The organism is Vibrio sp. 10N.222.54.A3, from assembly GCF_041474095.1.
In the GTDB taxonomy this organism is placed as follows: domain Bacteria; phylum Pseudomonadota; class Gammaproteobacteria; order Enterobacterales; family Vibrionaceae; genus Vibrio; species Vibrio crassostreae_C.
Window position 1 is genome coordinate 25,363 of the sequence record NZ_JBFRTN010000042.1, and the last position, 21,181, is coordinate 46,543.

The 21,181-nt window shown below is 45.6% G+C and carries 14 protein-coding genes; 5 read left to right on the plus strand and 9 right to left on the minus strand.

The annotated features are described in order from the left end of the window. Positions 1–63: 63 nt before the first annotated feature. Positions 64–1,410 (minus strand): DUF4397 domain-containing protein, encoded by a 1,347-nt coding sequence (locus tag AB4507_RS10065; protein ID WP_102320251.1) that lies wholly within the window; start codon positions 1,408–1,410, stop codon positions 64–66. Positions 1,411–1,996: 586 nt separating this feature from the next. Here AB4507_RS10065 and AB4507_RS10070 point away from each other — a divergent pair. From AB4507_RS10070 to csdA, 3 genes are all read left to right on the plus strand, one after another. Further along, complete coding sequence (locus AB4507_RS10070; RefSeq protein WP_102320250.1) at positions 1,997–2,812, plus strand: outer membrane protein OmpK; 816 nt, start codon at positions 1,997–1,999, stop codon at positions 2,810–2,812. Between the two features lie 111 nt (positions 2,813–2,923). Then, positions 2,924–3,817: a 2-dehydropantoate 2-reductase gene (panE, locus tag AB4507_RS10075; RefSeq protein ID WP_372182591.1), complete on the plus strand. Its 894-nt coding sequence runs from the start codon at positions 2,924–2,926 to the stop codon at positions 3,815–3,817. Positions 3,818–3,903: 86 nt separating this feature from the next. After that, positions 3,904–5,115, plus strand: a complete 1,212-nt coding sequence (csdA, locus tag AB4507_RS10080; protein ID WP_372182592.1) for a cysteine desulfurase CsdA — start codon at positions 3,904–3,906, stop codon at positions 5,113–5,115. 69 nt (positions 5,116–5,184) lie between these two features. On the opposite strand, the gene csdE is transcribed toward csdA, so the two are convergent. From csdE to AB4507_RS10100, 4 genes are all read right to left on the minus strand, one after another. Beyond that, positions 5,185–5,613, minus strand: coding sequence for a cysteine desulfurase sulfur acceptor subunit CsdE (gene csdE, locus AB4507_RS10085; protein WP_372182593.1), 429 nt, complete (start codon positions 5,611–5,613; stop codon positions 5,185–5,187). A 37-nt stretch (positions 5,614–5,650) separates the two neighbouring features. Further along, the gene (tcdA, locus tag AB4507_RS10090) at positions 5,651–6,460 is read right to left on the minus strand and encodes a tRNA cyclic N6-threonylcarbamoyladenosine(37) synthase TcdA (protein WP_017065783.1); all 810 of its coding nucleotides are present in this window, start codon (positions 6,458–6,460) and stop codon (positions 5,651–5,653) included. Between the two features lie 113 nt (positions 6,461–6,573). After that, positions 6,574–7,686 (minus strand): murein transglycosylase A, encoded by a 1,113-nt coding sequence (gene mltA, locus AB4507_RS10095; protein WP_017064192.1) that lies wholly within the window; start codon positions 7,684–7,686, stop codon positions 6,574–6,576. A gap of 81 nt (positions 7,687–7,767) precedes the next feature. Further along, positions 7,768–8,241, minus strand: coding sequence for a DUF2850 domain-containing protein (locus AB4507_RS10100; protein ID WP_017064193.1), 474 nt, complete (start codon positions 8,239–8,241; stop codon positions 7,768–7,770). Between the two features lie 161 nt (positions 8,242–8,402). On the opposite strand from AB4507_RS10100, the gene argA reads away from it, so the two are divergent. Both argA and AB4507_RS10110 read left to right on the plus strand, forming a co-directional pair. Then, positions 8,403–9,740, plus strand: a complete 1,338-nt coding sequence (gene argA / locus AB4507_RS10105; RefSeq protein ID WP_017064194.1) for an amino-acid N-acetyltransferase — start codon at positions 8,403–8,405, stop codon at positions 9,738–9,740. Between the two features lie 283 nt (positions 9,741–10,023). Next, a complete protein-coding gene (locus AB4507_RS10110; protein WP_046224581.1) occupies positions 10,024–10,215 on the plus strand; it encodes a hypothetical protein in 192 nt (63 codons plus the stop codon). An 81-nt stretch (positions 10,216–10,296) separates the two neighbouring features. Here AB4507_RS10110 and recD read toward each other — a convergent pair whose 3' ends face one another. The 4 genes from recD to AB4507_RS10130 form a co-directional block, all read right to left on the minus strand. Next, entirely contained in the window at positions 10,297–12,507 is a 2,211-nt protein-coding gene (gene recD / locus AB4507_RS10115; protein WP_372182595.1) for an exodeoxyribonuclease V subunit alpha, read from the minus strand. Next, complete coding sequence (gene recB, locus AB4507_RS10120; protein WP_372182596.1) at positions 12,507–16,181, minus strand: exodeoxyribonuclease V subunit beta; 3,675 nt, start codon at positions 16,179–16,181, stop codon at positions 12,507–12,509. The genes recD and recB overlap by 1 nt, the downstream gene beginning before the upstream one ends. 409 nt (positions 16,182–16,590) lie before the next feature. After that, on the minus strand, positions 16,591–20,067 hold the full coding sequence (gene recC / locus AB4507_RS10125) for an exodeoxyribonuclease V subunit gamma (protein ID WP_372182597.1): 3,477 nt from the start codon (positions 20,065–20,067) through the stop codon (positions 16,591–16,593). Positions 20,068–20,194: 127 nt separating this feature from the next. Beyond that, the gene (locus AB4507_RS10130) at positions 20,195–21,145 is read right to left on the minus strand and encodes a TDT family transporter (RefSeq protein WP_017071043.1); all 951 of its coding nucleotides are present in this window, start codon (positions 21,143–21,145) and stop codon (positions 20,195–20,197) included. Between the last annotated feature and the right edge of the window lie 36 nt (positions 21,146–21,181).

Genomic DNA, 21,181 nt, shown 5'->3' on the forward strand with positions numbered 1-21,181 from the left:
CAAAGAAAACAAATAAGAAGAGGGTAGCATTGATCTACCCTCTTCTACGTTCTGTCTTCAGATCTAGTCTGTTGTTTCACTGACAATTAGGTTAAAACCCGTACCCATCGAATCATCAATCGCCACGACTTGATACACCACACCATCAGCTAAGGTTGCGGGCGCAGAGTCGATAGCCACAACTGACGGCTGACCCGCTACAGTAATCGTCACAAAGTAAGACCCCGCCGCAACATAAATGCCATTCGCATAATCTCTGAATTTCACATCACTTAGCGCCGGAGTGCTACCAGAGATCCCCGCGTTTTCTGTTAAGTAGATATCCACCGATGCCGCAATTGGGTTAGCAGCGGCGTGGGTAATGTTTAACACCGCACTGGTCGCAACCGGACGACGGTTTTCAGGAACAACCAAAGGTTCCAAATTCAGTGGACTTACTGTCCCTACCGCATAGATGCTGTAATCCATGCCAGCAAATACAGCTAATCCATCAACATCAATAAATGACGGAGACGTCGTTCCCGTTTCGTATATATCAATATCATAACTGTCTGCTGCTAAATCTAAGAAACCGCGAATTTCTTTAAACACTAAACCATCAAGAGGAGCAAACTTAGCAGAATTAACAAATACATCTACAGCTGGTGCGCCATCGACCAAATGCCCGACTCTTACTTCGGCAGTTTCTGCCATGTCGTATATTAACGATGATCCACTACCGTCCATCACCATCAACTTCACCGGAGATACACTGTTTGAGTCAGCTCTTGATACCGCTGCAATAGTTAGCTCGCTACCGCCAGCCAGAGTTATCTCTCCAGAATCAAAAGCAATAGCACTTCCGCTCACTGTTTCTAATCTTACTCGGTACTGACCAGCTGGAATATTCAGCACGTCAGTAAAATCTTTATAAGCTAAAGTCCCTAACGGTGCGCCCAATGGATCACTAGGACCAGTGACATACAGATTTACATCGCCAACACCTGTTGCCGCGTGTACTACTTGCACATCTAGGCTTGAACTTGTTGCCGTTCCTGCAGCAGGGCGAGTAACAACCAAAGCCTCTACAGGATTGTTGGATCCATCGGCGTCGCCTACAACCATCACGGTGTAATCTAATTCACCGCTTAAATCGAATTGGCTTGGAGAAATAACAGTAGCAACAGCGTCACCTGGGAGTTGAACATCGACTTGAAGAGTTGTCTGTCCTTGATCTACTGAGGCGTATCCGGATGCCTGAGCATAATCGACACCGCTCCAACGAGCCTGGCTATTGACTAAAACGTTAGCTAAAGGCGCATCTGGCGATGCATGTACAGCTTGTAGTTGAGTTGTTGGTTCATCGTCATCATCACACCCAACAATGAAAAGGGCTGATATCGCTACAGCGAGTATAGGTGAATATTTCATCGGTCTTCTCTCCAAAAAAGTTAGACCAGTTCGTCACACAAATGATTAGTCCAATAACTAATCTTTAAAAAGTATTTCAAAATCTAGTGCAGTGAACTGTCTTTAATTCTCCGTGATTCAAAAAGTAGCTAGGTTCAAATCCCTAGGCAGTCATCACATGAGTTGTCCATCAATTGATTCCAACTCCACTACGCTGTTGGTCAAAAATAGATCAAAGACGAGATTAAGAGGTGGTTTGAATGAGTCATTTTTTAAGAGAAAACGCTTAGAAAAGAATACTGTTGATTTTGATATGCATATCACTCTAATTAGTAGAATCGTTTGCTTAGCGCAGTATTTCACCTATTTATCCACAAAATAATCGAATTTCACAAAATCAATAGAATTAGAGGTGCATCAATATGCATTACCACCGTAAAGTTCCATCATTTAGATCATTAGTGTGATCAACCTCACCTTAATAATTGTAATTTTCACTCTGTCTCACTTTTATTTGAGAACAAAATCGCTATTATGCTCGGCATTCGGACATCATAAACACGCACGGATTAGCGGGTTACTTATTTCAAACATAGAGAGTTCCATTATGCGTAAATCACTTTTAACTCTTGGCCTACTTGCAGCAACTTCTGCTCCAGTAATGGCAGCGGATTATTCTGACGGCGACATCCATAAAAACGATTACAAATGGATGCAGTTCAACATCATGGGTGCAATCAACGAGAAAGGTCCTTACGAATCTACTCATGATTACCTAGAGATGGAATTTGGTGGTCGCTCTGGAATCTTCGACCTTTACGGCTATGTTGATGTATTTAACCTAACATCAGACTCAAGCAGCGACAAAGCAGACAAAGATGGCAAAATCTTCATGAAGTTTGCTCCTCGTATGTCTCTTGACGGCCTAACTGGTAAAGACCTTTCTTTCGGTCCAGTTGAAGAACTATACCTTTCAACTCTTTTCGAGTGGGATGGTAACAACGGTGGTGTTAACACTCAGAAAGTTGGTCTAGGTTCTGACGTAATGGTTCCATGGTTCGGTAAAATGGGTCTAAACCTTTACGGTACATACGACTCAAACCAAAAAGATTGGAACGGTTTCCAAATCTCGACTAACTGGTTCAAGCCATTCTACTTCTTCGAGAACGGTTCATTCATCTCTTACCAAGGTTACATTGATTACCAATTCGGTATGAAAGATGAGTACGCTCAAGTAAGCAACGGCGGCGCAATGTTCAACGGTATCTACTGGCACTCAGATCGTTTTGCAGTTGGTTACGGCCTGAAACTATACAGCGATGTATACGGCTTTAAAGATGGTGCAGACCTACCATGGGACGCTTCTTCACAAGCTGATTCTTCTGGCGTAGGTCACTACGTTGCAGTAACTTACAAGTTCTAATCGAACTTCTAAGAAAAGTTTCCAAAATGGCACCCTAGGGTGCCATTTTTTATTGCTTTCATTTAATGCCTAGCTATCCTTGCAGCATCACTTTCTTATCTCGGTATTGCTGTGAACATCACTATTGTTGGACCTGGAGCAATTGGCTCTTTATGGGCAATAAAACTACTTCAAGCTGGTCATAATGTCTCTTTGTGGAGCCGCTCCCCTGAAACCTCAATTGACCTATCACTTGATGAGCAAACTTCACTTCACTTCAGTAACAACAATATCGAAAAGCTATCAGCGAGTGACTTAGTGATTTTCACGGTCAAGGCTTGGCAAGTAGAAGAAGCCACTACTCCGTTACTTCAATATCTCGACTCTGACACTACTCTCATGTTCATGCATAACGGAATGGGAGCGGTCGACAACATCGCCACCCAAATTAATGCTCACCCGATAGTATTGACAACCACGACCCAAGCAGCATTCAAACCTGATCGTAATAGTGTATCTCACACAGGAATAGGCCAAACTCAATTGGGTGCTTTTAACCAAACGGGTCAGCAGTGCACGTTTTTAGTTGATGTGTTGGATCATGCTCTCCCCGCTGTTAGTTGGAACCCACAAATAAAAACCGCGCTCTGGACTAAACTCGCCATCAATTGTGCTATCAACCCACTCACTGGGTTGGAACAAATCAAGAACGGCGAACTTGCAGACCAAAGGTTTCAGGGTATTTTAAGTTCTATCGTTGAAGAGCTAACACAAGTTATGCAGGCCGAAGGAATCGTTTGTTCATTCGACGGATTAGAAGCAAGCGTCAAGCAGGTAATCCAAGCCACAGCACAGAACAACTCTTCAATGAAGCAAGATATGCTTTATCAACGCAAGACAGAGATCGACTTCATTACCGGGCACCTGATAAAAACAGCAAATAAGCATCAGATAGAAGTTCCCGTTAACCAAAAGCTGTTCGATCAGGTCAAAGAGCAAGAAAATAGCTGGAATCATCAAGATTAGTCAGCAACGGTTAACAAGTCGCGATAAAATAATGATACCGCTTAGCATTACGCTGGCACCAATTTCCAAGATTTAGGTAAGAATAGATGCTTGATATCAATCACATCCGAGAGCAGTTTCCTGCGCTATCCCAAACCATCAATCAACAACCATTGATTTACTTAGACAGCGCGGCAACGACACAAAAACCTCAGGTAGTTATTGATGCCATTAGCCAATATTACTCGAAGCAGAATGCCAATGTGCACCGTGGTAGCCATAGCTTAACTGCCCATGCTACCAGTCAATTTGAAGCCGCTAGAGACAAGGTCGCTCAGTTTATTGGCGCAACCTCATCGAAAGAGATTATCTGGACTCGCGGTGCCACCGAAGCACTCAACCTTATCGCTCAAACCTACGCCAGAAGCACCCTTAAGCCCGGCGATGAGATCTTAGTCAGCGAAATGGAGCATCACGCCAACATCGTGCCTTGGCAAATTGTCGCAGAGCAAACCGGTGCTAAAGTCGTTAAAGTACCGATGACACCGGATTGTGAATTTGACCTCACTGCGTTTGATGCACTTTTAAATGAACAAACCAAGATTGTTGCATTAGCTCAGATAACCAACGTCACGGGCTCACGTCAGCCGATTGAGCAAGTGATCGAAAAAGCCCACCAGATGAATGCGATTGTGGTGGTGGATGGTGCACAAGGTATCGTTCATGAACCCGTAGATGTTTCATCTTTAGGTGCGGATTTCTACGTATTCTCTGGACACAAGCTCTATGCCCCTGCGGGCATCGGTGTGCTTTACGGCAAGCTTGAATTGTTAGAAGCGATGCCACCTTGGCATGGTGGTGGCAAAATGGTCGAGCGCGTCTCTTTCTCTGGCACTACTTTTTCAGAACTGCCTGGCAAATTCGAAGCGGGCACGCCAAATGTGGCAGGGGCCATAGCACTAAGCACCGCAATAGAATGGTTAAGTGGTTTTGTACAACAAGATGTCGAAAATCATATCCACCAACTACAACACGAGACTTATCTTGCGCTCAGTAAACTGGATGACATTCAGATTTTAGGGTATCAACCTAACGCAAGTGTGATTACTTTTGTGATGGATGGTGTTCACCATCAAGATATAGCGACTCTACTGGATCAGCAAGGTATCGCAGTACGTGCAGGACATCATTGTGCTCACCCATTAATGGATGCACTTAATGTGAAAGGAACGGTTCGAATTTCATTTGGTATTTACAACACCATGGAGGATGTTGAAAAACTCATCGCGGCAATAGAAAAAGCCGTTGATATGCTTTAGGGAGTAGCGAAATTACTTAGGGTTGGCGTTTAACGTCAACCCTTTTTGCTTCTGTGTATCAAGGAGATATTAAGCACTTAGCTCTTGGATTTGAGCAACAATCGCTTTTAATCCATTACCGCGAGATGGGCTAAGGTGGGTAATTAGACCGATTTGTTCAAAGTAACCATCAATATCGAACGCTTGAACCTGCTCTGATGTTTTTCCATCATACGCAGCCATCACTAATGCAATCAGACCGCGCACAATACGAGCATCAGAATCAGCATAAAAGTGCCAAACACCGTCGATATTTTGAGAAACCAACCACACTTGGCTTTCACAGCCAGAGACAATCACCTGCTCACTTTTCAGTTCATCAGGCATCGTTGGCAGTTTCTTACCCCATTGAATCACTTGGCGATAACGGTCTTCCCAGCCGCTGAATGTCTGCATCTTCGCGACGATATCATCACTGATAATTTCAGTGCCGAATGGAGAGCTTGGGAATGTGGTCATTTTAATATCCAGTCGATTGTTAATTGAGTAAAAGACGTTACTTAGCGTGCTTTTGAATCAGCTTTTCAACGATACGCGAAACAGCTACAAAACCAAACGTCGCCGTTACAACTGTTGCCGCACCAAAACCCGTCGCACAATCCATACGTTTTGGACCTTCTGCTGTCGCTTTCGCAGCACAGACACTGCCGTCAGCTTGAGGGTATTTCAGCTGTTCAGTTGAGAACACACAATCGATACCAAACTTACGTGCTGGATTCTTAGGGAAATTATGATGACGACGAAGGGTATCTTTTAGCTTCTTCGCGAGCGGATCTTGAATCGTCTTCGTCAGATCAGCCACTTTGATTTGAGTCGGATCGATTTGACCACCCGCACCACCAGTGGTGATCACCTTAATTTTGTTGCTACGACAATATGCCAACAGTGAAGCCTTAGCTTTCATGCTATCAATCGCATCTAACACAAAGTCGAACTCTTTCGATAGGTATTCAGCCTGATTGTCTGGGCCGATGAAGTCGTCAACCAAGTTAACTTTACACTCAGGGTTAATCAGCTTAACGCGCTCTGCCATCACTTCAATTTTGCTTTTACCAACGTTACCCGACATTGCGTGGATCTGACGGTTGATGTTGGTCACACACACATCATCCATATCGATCAAAGTCAGCTCACCTAAACCAGTACGAGCAAGCGCTTCAACCGCCCATGAACCTACACCGCCAATACCGATCACACACACGTGTGCTGCTCTAAGTATGTCGACTTCACTATTGCCATATAGGCGACGGGTGCCACCAAATCGTTGGTCATAGTTTTCTGAAGCTGGAGTGGTCAATTCACGCATTGTTGCCGCCAATTTATTTCTGAGAAAAAGAAAAGAGTGCGTTTTATACGCACTCTTGAATAAAAAGTCTAGGGGATTAGCGATTCGCTTTCAATGCCCTATTTTATTGTAGCTTACTCAACCTTTTCAGGAGGCAAAGCCCAAGGCGCTTCAGTTGCGCTGCCATCTAAACCGAGCTTCCACACACGACCAAAATGCTTGTAATGGCCCGCTTCTGTACCCGCTCGAGGGCCCATGCCGTGGTAAAGGTCCAAATGGTTTTGCTTAACCGCGCCGCCCGTATCCAAAACCAATAGCAGTCTTAGTTGATGAGCGCCGCTCCAAGTACCATCAGCATTCAGTAGTGGAACCTCAGCAAGAATCGGCGTCCCCATAGGCAAGATAGAGCGATCGCCCGCAACCGCCGCCATAGGCAATAGAGGAATGCCCGCGCTACCCATCACAGATAGGTCGTCTCTCGCTTCAAAAAACACGAAAGATGGGTTTTGCTCAAGCAGCTCTTTGACCACTTCAGGATCGTTTGCCAATACCCACTCTTTGATTGCTTTTAGCGACATTTTTTCGCGTGGAACTAAGCCTCGTTCAATCAGAACACGGCCAATGCTCACATAAGCTTTATTGTTCTTACCCGCGTAGGCGAAATACTGCAGCGTGTCATCATCACCGAAGTGTACAAATCCACTGCCCTGTACTTCCATCATAAATGGGTCGATACGGTTTGCTGAGTAACCTAACTCAAGGCCCTGACCTTCTAGTGCGCCGTTGTAAATCTCTTGGCGTGTTGGACACTCTTTACCACACTCAGGAAGCCCGTAAACAGGGTAACGATATTCTTCATTCGCTTCGTGGCGCAGCTCCATCACAGGAGAAAAGTAGCCCGTGAACAAAACATTGCCTTGTTTATCACCACCACCTAGTTGAGCGGTTTGAACGCCAAAATTCGCTAGCTCGCTTGGATCTCCACTCAACATCGCCCACTCATTGAGTTGTTGATAAAGCGGCTCATAGATTTTAGCCATCGAAGGGGATTTAGAAACCACCATCTCAGCTTGTTCTGCAAATGCGGTGTAGTCTCTTGGTTTATTGGATTCAACCTGATCGACCTTATTCAAGGTGCGAGGAAATTCGTCATCAAGGTGTTGCTGAGCAAGATCAGTGGGTTGAGCACAGCCAAATAACAAAGAGGCAGCGACAAGGGGAAGCCATTTTTTAATCACAAGAGTCATCCTAAAAATTCTATGCATCGAGGATGACAAAAACAGTCAGATAACACAATCTTAGATTGTAAGAGTTTACAAGAAGATAACCTATCGGACGGAGTTATCGATATGGCCCTTAAGGCGGAAGATGGGATTGTAGTGACTGTCAGAATCGAGCACCATTTCTGTATTGTCAGAATTGGTCATGCGGAAGCGATAGGTTTTATCACCCGCCTTGTATTCAAAGTAGTTTCCATCAAAGTCAAAGCTCGTCGAAACAACAGACCCACGAACTGACACACCATTAGCATTCAGAACAAACTCATCGGTCGCATAATGTGCAACATCTTGCTCTATCCAAGTGCCGTATATCAGATTGTCGGGCGTCGCCGCATTTTGCACTCGGGAAAGCACATCGCCGAACAAAGAAACCACCGCAAACGAACCCACTAAGGCTAGAACCATTAAACAACGTTCAATGATCTTACGCTTCAACTTAGATTGATTGCGCTGATCAGCTTCGCTGTAGAGACCTTTGGTTATCTCATCGATTTTGTTCTTTGTTGCTGGAGCTTGTTGCATTCGGTGACTACTCATAAGGATGCTATGCGCATTCTACACTGAGACAGTTTATATATTGAAGCCTAGATAAGAATAGTTTGCGCTTTATTCCAAAAAGGTGTTGTTTACATTTGAATTTAAATGCTAAATTATCGAATAAATAAACAAAATGGACTTGTTCTGTGAAATTAAGAAGTACAGCGCTAGTAAAAGGTTTCAGACAATCAACCCCTTACGTAAATGCTCACCGTGGCAAAACCATGGTCATTATGCTGGGAGGCGAAGCCGTTGCCGACAGGAACTTTGGTAACATTATTAGTGATATAGCCTTGCTCCACAGCCTTGGAGTAAAGATTGTTCTCGTTCACGGGGCAAGACCGCAGATCAACCAATTGCTTGCCAAGCAAGATTGCCATACGCCTTATCACAAGAATATTAGGGTCACTGATGAATATTCTTTGGGCGTCGCTATGCAGGCTGCTGGACAGCTTCAACTTGCCATCACCGCACGCCTCTCAATGAGCTTAAACAACACGCCGATGGCAGGCACTCAACTCAATGTTATGAGTGGTAACTTCATTACGGCTCAACCGCTTGGCGTGGATGACGGTACGGATTATTGCCACAGCGGGCGTATTCGTCGAATCGATATCGAAGGGATCAATCGCACGCTTGACCAAGGTTCAATTGTACTGCTTGGCCCTATTGCCAGCTCCGTGACAGGCGAAAGCTTTAACCTACTTTCTGAAGAGGTCGCTACCCAAGTTGCTATTCGTCTAAAGGCCGACAAGCTGATTGGCTTCTGCTCCGAACAAGGGGTAACAGATGAACGCGGTAACGTGCTCGCCGAACTCTTCCCTAAAGATGCCAAGCAAATTCTAGAACGATTAACGGAATCTCAAAATCCTGCCGAAGACATGAGCACAGGAACACTGCGCTTCTTGAAAGGAGCGATCTCCGCTTGTCGAGCTGGTGTGCCTCGTTGTCATCTAATCAGCTACAAGGTAGATGGCGCATTAATCCAAGAGTTGTTCTCTTTTGACGGTATTGGAACCCAAGTGGTCATGGCTAGTGCCGAGCAAGTAAGACAAGCTCAGATTGACGATATTGGTGGCATATTTGACCTTATTCGTCCTTTGGAAGAACAAGGCATTCTCGTTCGTCGCTCAAGAGAACAATTGGAACAAGAGATTCACCGCTTTACGATTATCGAAAAAGACGGACTGATTATTGGTTGCGCTGCACTATATGCGTATCCGGAAGATCACATGGCAGAGATGGCGTGTGTGGCGATTCATCCTGATTATCGTGATGGCAACCGCGGGCAAATATTACTGGACTACATGCGTCATCAATCGAAGTCTCGTGATATCGACCAAATTTTCGTTTTAACCACACATAGCCTGCATTGGTTCCGTGAACAAGGGTTTTACGAGATCGGAGTTGATGAGCTACCGATGGAAAAACAGGGGCTGTACAACTATCAACGTAACTCAAAAATCTTAGCGTTAAATGTGTAAATAAAGTTTTGGACTAAAATCTCACTTCAAAGGAAAAATAATTGCAAATGTAATCGTTTTCTATATGAGATTTATTAACTATGCACTTTCACTCACACGTATAATTGTATAGAATTTAGACGCTTTAATAATCTTAACAAATGTTTTTATTGGAATTGCCATCTCGATAGTCATGTCGAACTCATTGAGGTGGTCACTGCACGGATTGCTATACCCGTTGACGGCCAGCACGCTAACATTAGCTATGCTCGTTAATATAAACAGCAAAAAGAGCAATATTGATATGAGAACCATTGTTTGTAACTCGCTGCAAAGTTTTTGGGATATGGCTGATAACCAATTCTTAGAAGGGCTAGACGTACACTGCGTGTTCCCTGTTAGCGAGAATCTAAAAGAGTTTATTTTGAATTGCCAAGCAAAGTACAAGATAAACCACATATCGTTTACTCGAGCGTTTTTAGGCTCTGATTCCTAATAACGCTCAAAGCAACCAAGGATGGTTGCTTTGTGTTTGTCTAGCCCTAAGTTCAAAACCTTCTCTAGCCGTCCATAACGACTAATTCGTTAAGCGACTGCCTAAACCACTCACTCGCTCTGTTTTCACCTTAATCCCACGCTTCAACACATTTGTATCGCTGAACATCATCAGTCGTTTCTTCGCACGTGTAATACCTGTATAGATAAGCTCCCGCGTTAAAATAGGGCTGAAATCTGGCGGCAAGATCATTAAGGTCAGATCAAATTCACTACCCTGAGATTTGTGTATTGTCATTGCATAAGCCGTTTCATGATCGGGCACTCGGCTTGGTAGCACAGCTTTTACGCTGCCATCGGGCAACTCAAAATAGACCTTCAAACGAGGGGTTAAGTCAGGTTGACTAGAACCCGCCTCAAGCATACAGATACCAATATCACCATTGTACAAACCCAAGCCATGATCATTTCGCGTCACCATAACAGGACGTCCGTGATACCACAGCTCATCATTATGAGGGCTCACCAAACGCCTTGCGGCCAGTGCTCTTTCAATTCTGTGGTTGAGGCCTTTAACACCAAAATCCCCTTCACGAATGGAACACAACAGTCGGCATTGGCTGAACAAATCGAGTACCGATTTCGCTCTCGCTTCTTGAGTTTCTAACTCTTCCAACGGCACATTCATTCTATTGAGGTACGCACCATACTCGTTAACCAAAGTACGCAGCATCAGGTTATAGCTGTCACTCGACAGAGGGTGGTTTTCGATATCGCCAAAACCTTTGGCAAACACTTGGTCTACTTGATTCGCAGAACCATTATTGATTGCTTTTGCCAGCTGACCGATACCGGAGCGCGCATCGAAACGATAACTCTTCTGCAGCATACACAAGCTATCCGCAATCGCAGGCGGATTCACCGCTCCAGCTTTGTCTTGTCTTGGTTTAGCTATCGCATCAAAACCTGTCATCTCTGCAATCAAATTGCCTTGCGCTGTGCTGTACCCTGCAGAGTTGAATGAACAGATATCACCGAGCACAGCACCTGCCTCTACTGAAGCGAGTTGGTCTTTATCACCCAATAAGATGAGCCTTGCGTGCTCAGGAAGTGCATCCACCAGCTTATACATCATCGACAGATCAACCATTGAAGCTTCATCCACTACCAAGATATCAAGGTGGAGTGGATTGCGTCGGTTATGCCTAAACTCAGCACGGTTAGGAATCGCGCCGAGTAATCTGTGTAAGGTGCTCGATTCGGTCGGTATGTTGGCTTTCACTTCAGGCGCTAATGGCAGCTGTTCAATTGCTTTACCGATCGACTCGGTTAAACGCGCCGCCGCTTTACCCGTTGGTGCCACTAGCTTAATCGTTGGTGTTTTACCTTGGCTGAGAGATTGCTCGACCATCGCCGACAGTAATTTGGTTACCGTGGTTGTTTTACCAGTACCCGGCCCACCAGAAATCACCGCAAAACGACGACTCAGCGCCACCGCTGCCGCGACTTTTTGCCAGTTCAAACATGCCGATAACGGCACCAAGTCGTCCAACACATCTAAGTCCGTTACCTGCTTAGCTTGTACAATCGCTTGGTCGATTGATCCCCAATCTAGAGCCTGCTCATTCACAATATCAAGATGATCACACACCAATTGTTGACGTAATACCTGAGAGGTTTGTTGGTTTGCTTCAGCCTTGGCTAAGGCATTAAACAGGAAGTGATAACTGCGTGAAAAAAGCTGATTGAGCGTTTCAGTCAGTGCTTTTTTCTGCTCAGTATTGAACTCTACAGGCTTACTTAAACGGTTTAAGGTCTCAGCCAACACAACTTCGTAATTCCAATAACGCTGTAAATAGACACGTTGTCCATCGAACATTAGCGGCTTAACACAATCATTGGTCGTTCCCACTAAGTTTGACGATTGCAGAACAGTCGCCCAATCAATACCTAACAATTTCTGGTTCAGTTGCAATGCCGTCTCACCATACAAACCAAGTAACTGAGCAAGATCTTCCGCTAGTTCAGGGCCTGTCGTATGCTTCTGTATAAGCTGAGTACAAATGTGTCCTTTGCCTAATTCATGGCTCACTACCCCCGCGAGAAAGCCGATCTCTTGAGGGTAGCTCGTGGCTTGCTGAGCAAGAAAACGGGCAAATTGATAATCCAACTGACGAATAGAACCCTTATCCGCAAGAAACTGGAGTACATCCATCAGTTGCTCAGGAATAAGTGAAACTGGCTTTGCTGTGTTCGCAGTATCTATGCCGGTATTAGTGGTCGTTGTTGTCATTATAAAAGCCCCATCTGTCCAGTTTCATCGTCATTCAATTGTGCCGAACGTCTGTCTATCACTTTACCGTCAATCAATTGATCCATTTCATCAAGTAAAGCCAATGTGGGTTTCGCCGAGAAAATACCTTGCTGAGATTGGCCGTCCATTCCTCGTAAGAACAAGTAGTACACGCCACCAAAATGTTGTTCGTAGCTGTAATTGGCAACGCGGCTGCGTAAGAAACGGTGCAACGCCAATGCATAGATTTGATATTGCAAATCATAGCGATGGTCGGCCATCGCCGATTTCAATGCCTCGCCATGGTAGACAGCAACATCATCTCCTAAGTGATTCGATTTCCAGTCGAGTACATAGTATTTACCTTGGTGCTCAAACACCAAATCGATGAAGCCTTTCAACATACCTTGCACGGTTTGGAAACCTAGATCGCCCGCTTTGGCTGACAATGGATCGTGATATTGAATGGTTTGATTCAGTTCAGATGCAGCCAATACTTCGATCGGCAGTAAGAATTCCATCTCAACTAAACGTTGCGTCGAGTCTTTCTCGCTTAGCTTTAAGTTCTTGCCGTCTAATGCGGTGTTCAGCACTGTATCGACCAGTTGCTGAAGCACAGGTAGCCACTCTAATTCATATTGCTCTGATTCTAATAAGTGAGTGATTACTTGCGTGTTATGTTCACTGGTTGCTGGCTCGGTAAATTCAACCTCCTCAAACAAGGTGTGTAAGAAAGTACCTGGGCGAGCACCACGAGGGAACGTAAAGATAGAGCGTTCAGGCTCAATCAACTCAGACTCATCCTGCTCATCAGCCGAGTCAATATCAAAACCAGACACCTCAATGGTCGCGTCATGACTCGCACCGTGACTGCCCTGTTTGACAAGCCCCGAGTAACTGGTGATACGCCAAGCTCGGTCAATTGAAGCCTTAAGTTCACTGGCCTGTAAGTCGTCACTCACTTGCTCTGTTTGCACAAAAATTTGTTCGTGAGCGGTAGGTGTTTCGGCTAACAGCACACTGGAATTCTTACCCTCAATAGCCGATAGAGCTTGATGCAACTCGGCGATGCCTTGCTCTTGTCCGTTTTGAACCAAATAGCCCATGGCACTCAAGTGAACGCCGGTCGGCTCTTTGGTTGAACGCCCTTTACGTAGCGGTGCCATGCCAATAAAACATCCATAAACAGCACGAGTCAGCGCCACGTAAATCAAACGTAAGTCTTCCGCCAATCGCTCTTTGTCGGCTTGAGCTAAGGCACTATCGCTACCCGTAATATCAAGTACCGTGGTATCTGAGTCATGGTCGTAGAACTTACCTTCACTCGCTTCACGATAGCTTGCAACGAACGGCAAAAATACTAAGTCATATTCCAAGCCTTTCGATTTATGAATGGTAACGATTTGAACCAAGTTTCTTTCTGATTCAAGGCGTTGAATGTCGTCGTCACTGCCACCTAAACCATTTTGTGCATCTGAGATTGCTTCAGCCAGCCAACGCAACAAGCCATAGTCACTGTCGAGTTCTTGTCTTGCTTGTTGCAACAATTCGCCAATGTGCATTAAATCAGTGAGTGAGCGCTCACCATTTTCTTCTTCCAGTAAGCGTTCCGCGAGATGTCGTTTACTGATCACGCTGCGAAGCATTGGCAACACGCCGCGCTGAAGCCACAACTTACGATATTCTCTAAACTCGTTAACGACGTTTTCCCACACCACTTCATCGTTGTTGAGTTCATCCAATGATGCGGCATCCAGAGCAAACAACTCCGACGCTAAACTGGCGCGTAATGCTCGGTCATTTTCAGGTGTCAGCACCGCCTGCAACAAACGTTGAATATCTTGTGCGACCAAGCTGGTGAACACACTGTCTCGGTTGGATAAATACACGCTCGCAATGCCTTGTTCCGACAACGCGTTCTTAATCAGACGACCTTCACTACCGGTTCGAACCAAAACAGCAATATCACCCGCATTCACGGCATGTTGTTTTTTGCCGTTATCAAAATAGGCTTGCTGGTTTTGAGAAGCGGTCAGAATGGTTTGAATTTGACTCGCCATCGCCTCGGCCATGGCTTTGTGATATTCGCCTTTAGGTAGTGGCTTATCTTCTGCTTCTTGTAACCAAAAGGTCAGTGCGTGCTGAGTTTCTCCGTTCATCACCCATTGGCGTTTGTCGGCTGATGGACTGGCAGCAACGGGCAAAAATGGAATGTCTTGATCGTAGATAAACGGGCTGTCCGAATTCATAAACACTTGGTTTACTGCACTGACCATATCGGCACTTGAGCGCCAGTTAGTGCCTAAGGTGTAGTGAGCACTAACTTGGTTTCTCGCCTTGATATAGGTAAAGATATCTGCGCCACGGAAGCCATAAATCGCCTGCTTTGGGTCACCGATCATAAACAAGCCGCACTGCGGATTATCAAGATAGATTCGGCTAAAAATACTGTATTGCAGCGGATCGGTATCTTGGAATTCATCGATCATTGCAACTGGGTAGAGTGTGCGAATTCTTTCCACCAGCAAGGACTGCTCATCGACATCAATCGACGCAGATAACTGAGTCAACAAATCATCAAATGATAACCACTGCTTTTGCTGTTTCGCCTTTGCTAGCATAGTTCGACAATGGGTAATCGCATGTGCCAGCAATGGAGCTTTCAAGTCGGCTGGGTGATTTAAGAAATCTTCAATCGCTTCGAAAACGGCATGCTGAGGTGCGACGCCTTTTGGTGTTTTTTCAATTAACGTTGCTTGTGAGAACTTCTCTAACTTATCTGGATATTGATAATCATGAGTGTCGCTCTGCGCCCATGCTGTCACCGCTTCTAACCATGTCGGCAGAGACTTCTTGGTGTAGCTACGTTTGTTCACATCCGAACCAGAGATCAAAGCTAAAAAATCCGCTTCAGACTCACACCACAGTGCTTTAAGCTGCTTCACTTTGTCTAGGTTCTGATTGTGTAGAGTTTGCAAATCACCCGACATCGCGTCGACGGTTAGCTTCAATGGAGAACCCGTCAGATAACGATTGACGTCTGCTAACAATGCAGCCGGTGAACCCCAGATATTACGGACCTCACCTGCTAGCTGAATAGGTAGCGGGTAAAACTGCTTACGCCAATAGTCGGCTACTACTTGCGCTTTAAGATGGCTTTCATCTGTCACAAACTCATTATCAAATCGGCTGCCAGACTCGAAGGCATTTTGAGTCAACATTCGCTGACAAAAGCCGTGAATGGTGTAGACCGCGGCTTCGTCCATTTGCCTTTCGGCATTGAGCAGTGTTTTCGCAGCGCCTGCGTGGTCTTCGATCTCTTGCAACAGAGGCGCAATCACTGGGTCATCACTTTGCCCGCGAGCAAACGCAATGCGTGCATCATGGATTCGTGCACGGATACGATCTCGCAGCTCTGCGGTTGCCGCTTCGGTAAAAGTCACCACCAGAATTTGATCTACGGTTAGCGGCTCATGATGTCGGGTAGCTTCTGTAAGCTCTCCTGTTGGTGCTGCCGTGCCGTGTCCGAGCAGTAAGCGTAAGTACAAGCCAGCGATAGTAAATGTTTTACCAGTACCCGCCGATGCTTCAATTAAACGCGCGCCATGAAGTGGAAACGTCATGGTATTGAGTGTCTGTGGAGCAATTACCTGAACACTGCTTGTGGTCGTCATGCCTTACTGCCTTCTGATAAATATGTTGTTACAAATGTGACCTAGCGTGGAAAACGTCATTCAATTTACGTCCTACGCTGATTTGTTAATAGTTAGTGCGATCTCTCTCACGGATCAATTCGGATCGCCTCGCTACTATGCGCCCACGAGTTCAGGAGCGCGTACGAGTTTTGTACTTTACGGCGTTACTTTGAACCACAGAATAATGGTCCCTCTGACCTGTGGCCGTACAGCGAACGCCCTACACTAATAATGATTTACTGGCGGCCACTTTATTTCCTGTACCTTGCTTCTATTCACCTTGATTCCCTTCATCTTGAAAGCAAGCGTACCAAACGCTTACCAGCGACTCTCTTTTGTCTTTCATTAATTCAGCGCACTCGCTATTGATCTTGTCGATCACAGCCACCTACTCCTGATCTTCCAGATCGGCAGTAGCCAACCTTGCCGCCTGTAGCACAAGCGTTGAATACATACGCGACTCAGTAGCCAATTCATCGTCCCATTTAGACCAGATTCGTGAGATGTAGGTATCTCTACCCTCGCCCGTGAAGGCGAAGCTGTCATTAAAGGTATCGGCCATTTTCTTGAGTGACTTTTCTTCATCATCGACCCACTTACCACGGCTAAAGCCCGCTTCAACACCAGCTAATGCCGTTTTCGGGAAGTATGGCAATGGTGCAGTCATACCTTGATAAAACAGTCGTACTAACTCAGCTAATATACTCTTCGCTTGCTGCGCATCGCCGATAGGTTGTAGCGTTTGGTGAACCACGCCCTCTTTTCTGTCATAGCCAATAATATGGGTCGTTTTTCCGTGTCCCATAACAGCGCAGGATAGATGATCAATCCACGCAGCCAAGTAATCTTGAGAGCGTATTTTGCCGCTACGGAAACGCACTAGACCTGATTGATAGTTTTGAGTTAACCACCCCATCAAGCGAACAGGCTTACCTTCGCCTAACACGTCAAACTCGATATTCACTTCGAGATCTTGCTGCGGTGATCCGCTCACAAATCTAATCTCTTTGGCTAAGTCTTCCGCTTGAACACGATTGGTTTCAAATTCGATGTCACCAAAGGCGCCGACCGGTAATCGACCTTGGGCTTTTTGCTCAGAGACAAACAGTCGCACCGCTTCGTCTGCACCTTCTGGGTGGTCCAGCAACACTTGCAGCAGCGCATCTTTAAGCTGGAAGCTCTCTAGGCCATTGAGTACGAATGGCTCATCGTCTTCCATTACAGGAAGTGGCGGTTCAAACACCACTTTGAGACGGCGATTAAAGAAGTACTGCACTGGCAAACGCCAAAAACGCTGTAACTCAACCAGGTCCAATTCCAACGGGTACGTTGCCCCCAACAAATAGTCATCCAATGCACGATTGAATTCACCACTGCGCTCACCAGAACGATTTGCCGCAGGAAGCCATTCTTTGGCGTAGCTCAATACATGACCTGCATCACCTTGCGTAAAGGCTGCTGGGCTAAATGGTGTCATGGTGTGTTCAAAGCTGATTGCTTGAGTCAGTTTGATACCAGAATCATCACTTGGTAACGCTTGATCTGCACTTAGGCAGTAGTTCTGGTGGCAGTACTCAATCAACTCAGAAACCAATACCGACGGTACTCGCTCAGTATTATCTTGAATCGAGCGGCCGACATAACTGATGTATAAACACTCTTGCGCCGACAACATCGCTTCTAAGAATAGGTAACGGTCATCATCACGACGAGAACGATCTCCCGGACGAGTGCGTCCGTTCATCAAATCAAAACCTTCCGGCGGCATTGAGCGTGGGTAAACACCGTCATTCATGCCTAATAGACAAACAGTTTTGAACGGGATAGAACGCATCGGCATCAGGGTACAAAAGTTCACTTGCCCCGCTAAGAAACGCTGACTGATACGCGCACCCGACAGTTTATTGTTTAAGTACTGATAGATAATGCTTAGCGATAGTTCTTGTTCGTACAAGGCATCATCAAGCTGTTCATTCAGTTGAGAAAGTGCATCACGAATCGACTTAAGCACCACCTCGCCTTCTAGCTCAACGGCGAAGAAATCATCAATCATTTGCAGCAAGGTTTCACGCCACATATCGATGGATTGCGTCTCAGCAAGGCGTTGACGGTAATGGGCAATACGATCAATAAAGTGCGCTAACTTACCAGCAAGTTCGGCGTTAATGCCCTGAACTTCGTTATAAGCTGCAATTGGAGAGTGTCCAGTTTCAAACAAACCTGCGGAATCCGACATCGCATAACCCAGTAACATACGCTGGATACCAAATAGCCAAGTATTTTGCTCGGTGGCAGGCAAATCAAACTCTGTTGCCGTAGAAGAATCGACGCCCCAGCGGATACCCGCTTCTTCAACCCACTGCTTAGCTTGTTCAAATTGAAATTCATCAATACCGAAGCGTGCCATCATCGCTGGGATTTCTAATAGCTCTAGAAGTTCAGAAGCTAGACAACGCGTGTTCGGTAACGCGACCAACTGCATGAACGCGGTCAGAATTGGGCTCTCTTGGTCTGCAGTTCTATCAGAGATCGAGTAAGGGATATAACGCTCACCCGGAGCATTACCAAATACCGCCTGAATAGCAGGGCTGTAAGCATTGATGTCTGCCACCATCACAATGATATCGCGTGGTTTTAAGCTTGGATCAGCATCAAACATCGCTAACAACTGGTCATGGAGAACCTCCACCTCGCGCATTGGGCTGTGACAAGCGTGTACCGTCAACGAACGATCGTCCAGCTCAACCACTTGTTTGTGGTTGCTGGAGTCTAAGATGTGATCGTCTTGGTGCTCTTCTAACTCAAGAATATCGGCTTGCAGTTGATGCAGCAGGCTGTCTCTCTCGACATCAATAAAGAACTCATGCTCTTCGCTGTCTGATTGAGACAGCAAGAACAGGTTATCTCTGCCCAGTTTACCCATAGACGCCAGTAAGCTATTACCGACCGCTTGGCTGGTATGCAGTTCGTCTTCAATATTGGCTTCAATGCCATCTTTTAATGGTGAGACTTCGCCTTCTAGCTGAGGTAAACCATCAACCAAAGCAAACTGCTTACGACGCTGCGCTTCCACTCTCGCCAAGTATTTACGGTCACGAATATCGCCCCAGTAATGTTGGCAAGGGTTGGTAAACATCAGGTGGACATCAATCTGCTCGCCAAGCGCTTTCAATGCGTCCATATAACGAGGAGGCAGTGACGAAATACCAAACACAAACAGACGTTTCGGCAGGTGTTGTAACTGGCCTTGTTGATTAGCTAACGCTTCAATGAAGTCGTGATACAAGTTACCACGGTGATATTTCGATTGGCCTTGAGAGAGCGTTTGCTCGTAGAGTGCCTTCCACAAAATCGGCTGCCAAGGGTGCTCTTGTTGCCCTTCACTATCAATCAATTCTGCAACGGGTTCTCCCGCTTCCCACATCGCCATCCACTCAGGTCGATACACCAAGTAGCCATCGAAGATATCGGCAACTTTCTCGGCTAATTGATACAACTTAGAGCCGTCTTCGTCGTTTTCAAGATAGCGCTGTAGGGGTAAGAAATCAGGGTGGTCAAGCTTCGCAGGTAGCAAACTCATTAGCTTCCATGTCATCGCTTCCTTGTTAAAAGCACTGCGTTTAGGTACATCAGGAAGCACTTGGGTAAACATATCCCAAATGAAGGTTGCTGGAAGAGGAAAGTCTATATTTGCTGCTACACCAAACTCTTTGGCGAGTTCCATCTTAAGCCATTGAGACATACCTGGGCTCTGAACCAAGATCTGCTCTTTTTCGAAAGGGTTGGCTAAAGGATCACTTTTGATTAAATGAACGAGAAGGATTTTTAAAGTATCGACTTTATTGGAATGGTAAACAGTAAACAAAGTGCACTCACGCTAATCTTGCCACAATATAAAGCCAGATTAGCATAAGTGCCGAGTTTGGATTAGGAATATAAGCTTATGAAATACTGAAAACTTAAGCTCCGTTTATCTTTTGAACTATTGCTTCTTACAATCTACTGCCTACCGCGCTTAGAACACGGTGAGGTTTGTAATTCATGTAATAACGAACCGCCACATAACCCACTACAAACGTTGCCACAATCAATTCTAGATACGCTAGGCCAAACACTTGATTGATGTAATGCGCTTCAATACCTTGTGCTTGCATCCACGCAGCCAGTTTGAACAAGGCTGTTGCACCAATCACGATTGGGAAGGTAAACGCTGCATAACCAGGGCTAAATGGAAGACGAAGTAGTTTGAAAAACGCCATATAGATAATGAACGTCATCAACACTGCAATACCAAATAGTAAACCAATGATCACAGGTGAAGGGTTAGCAGTAACGGTTAAGTAACCCGCCAAAGATAGGCTTGCCGGTGCTGCCATAATCGCAATCGTTGGTTTTGCAGCATCTGGCACTTCGTGAGAGAAGATCAAACGGTAAACCATGATTGGTAGCATTACTGCGTAAACCAATAAGCCGAATACCAAAGTCGCGTTAGCTACTGGCTCTAAAACTGGATTACCTGAGAAAGAGACGTCAGCGACGATAATACCGATCGGTGGCACAAACCAGCTTGGCACCATGTGGTGAATCTCAAAGTTTTTAGCTCTGTGGTACAAAAAGCTCGTTAGAAACACAACATGCAAAGCCACAGAAGCCAACCACATAGCTTCTTGTAAGAATTGAGAGATTGGCGCCAAAGACGCTGACACCACCATGCACCCCATTGCAAATGTTGGTACCACACTGCCGACAACAGGGTGAGCAAGATCTTCACGCAATAGGTGACCATGAATCAAAAATTTCACAGCTAAAACAAGAAGTAATACCGCCGCAATGCCAGCACTGATCCACTGCACCAAACCCGGGGTGTGTAAGATACCTTGTGCGACTAGAACACCATCCCAACACCAGCCTAAGCTTGCAATTGCGAGTGCTAACCCTGCCATGGGTGTTGGAGCTCCTGTTAATCTATATTTAATACG

Bases quoted from the DNA above. Each gene is read 5' to 3' on its own strand.
- recB (WP_372182596.1), bottom strand. From the start codon at position 16,181: ATGACGACCACAAGCAGTGTTCAGGTAATTGCTCCACAGACACTCAAT.
- AB4507_RS10070 (WP_102320250.1), top strand. From the start codon at position 1,997: ATGCGTAAATCACTTTTAACTCTTGGCCTACTTGCAGCAACTTCTGCT.
- AB4507_RS10100 (WP_017064193.1), bottom strand. From the start codon at position 8,241: ATGCAACAAGCTCCAGCAACAAAGAACAAAATCGATGAGATAACCAAA.
- tcdA (WP_017065783.1), bottom strand. From the start codon at position 6,460: ATGCGTGAATTGACCACTCCAGCTTCAGAAAACTATGACCAACGATTT.
- AB4507_RS10130 (WP_017071043.1), bottom strand. From the start codon at position 21,145: ATGGCAGGGTTAGCACTCGCAATTGCAAGCTTAGGCTGGTGTTGGGAT.
- csdA (WP_372182592.1), top strand. From the start codon at position 3,904: ATGCTTGATATCAATCACATCCGAGAGCAGTTTCCTGCGCTATCCCAA.
- AB4507_RS10110 (WP_046224581.1), top strand. From the start codon at position 10,024: ATGAGAACCATTGTTTGTAACTCGCTGCAAAGTTTTTGGGATATGGCT.
- csdE (WP_372182593.1), bottom strand. From the start codon at position 5,613: ATGACCACATTCCCAAGCTCTCCATTCGGCACTGAAATTATCAGTGAT.
- recD (WP_372182595.1), bottom strand. From the start codon at position 12,507: ATGACAACAACGACCACTAATACCGGCATAGATACTGCGAACACAGCA.
- mltA (WP_017064192.1), bottom strand. From the start codon at position 7,686: ATGACTCTTGTGATTAAAAAATGGCTTCCCCTTGTCGCTGCCTCTTTG.
- AB4507_RS10065 (WP_102320251.1), bottom strand. From the start codon at position 1,410: ATGAAATATTCACCTATACTCGCTGTAGCGATATCAGCCCTTTTCATT.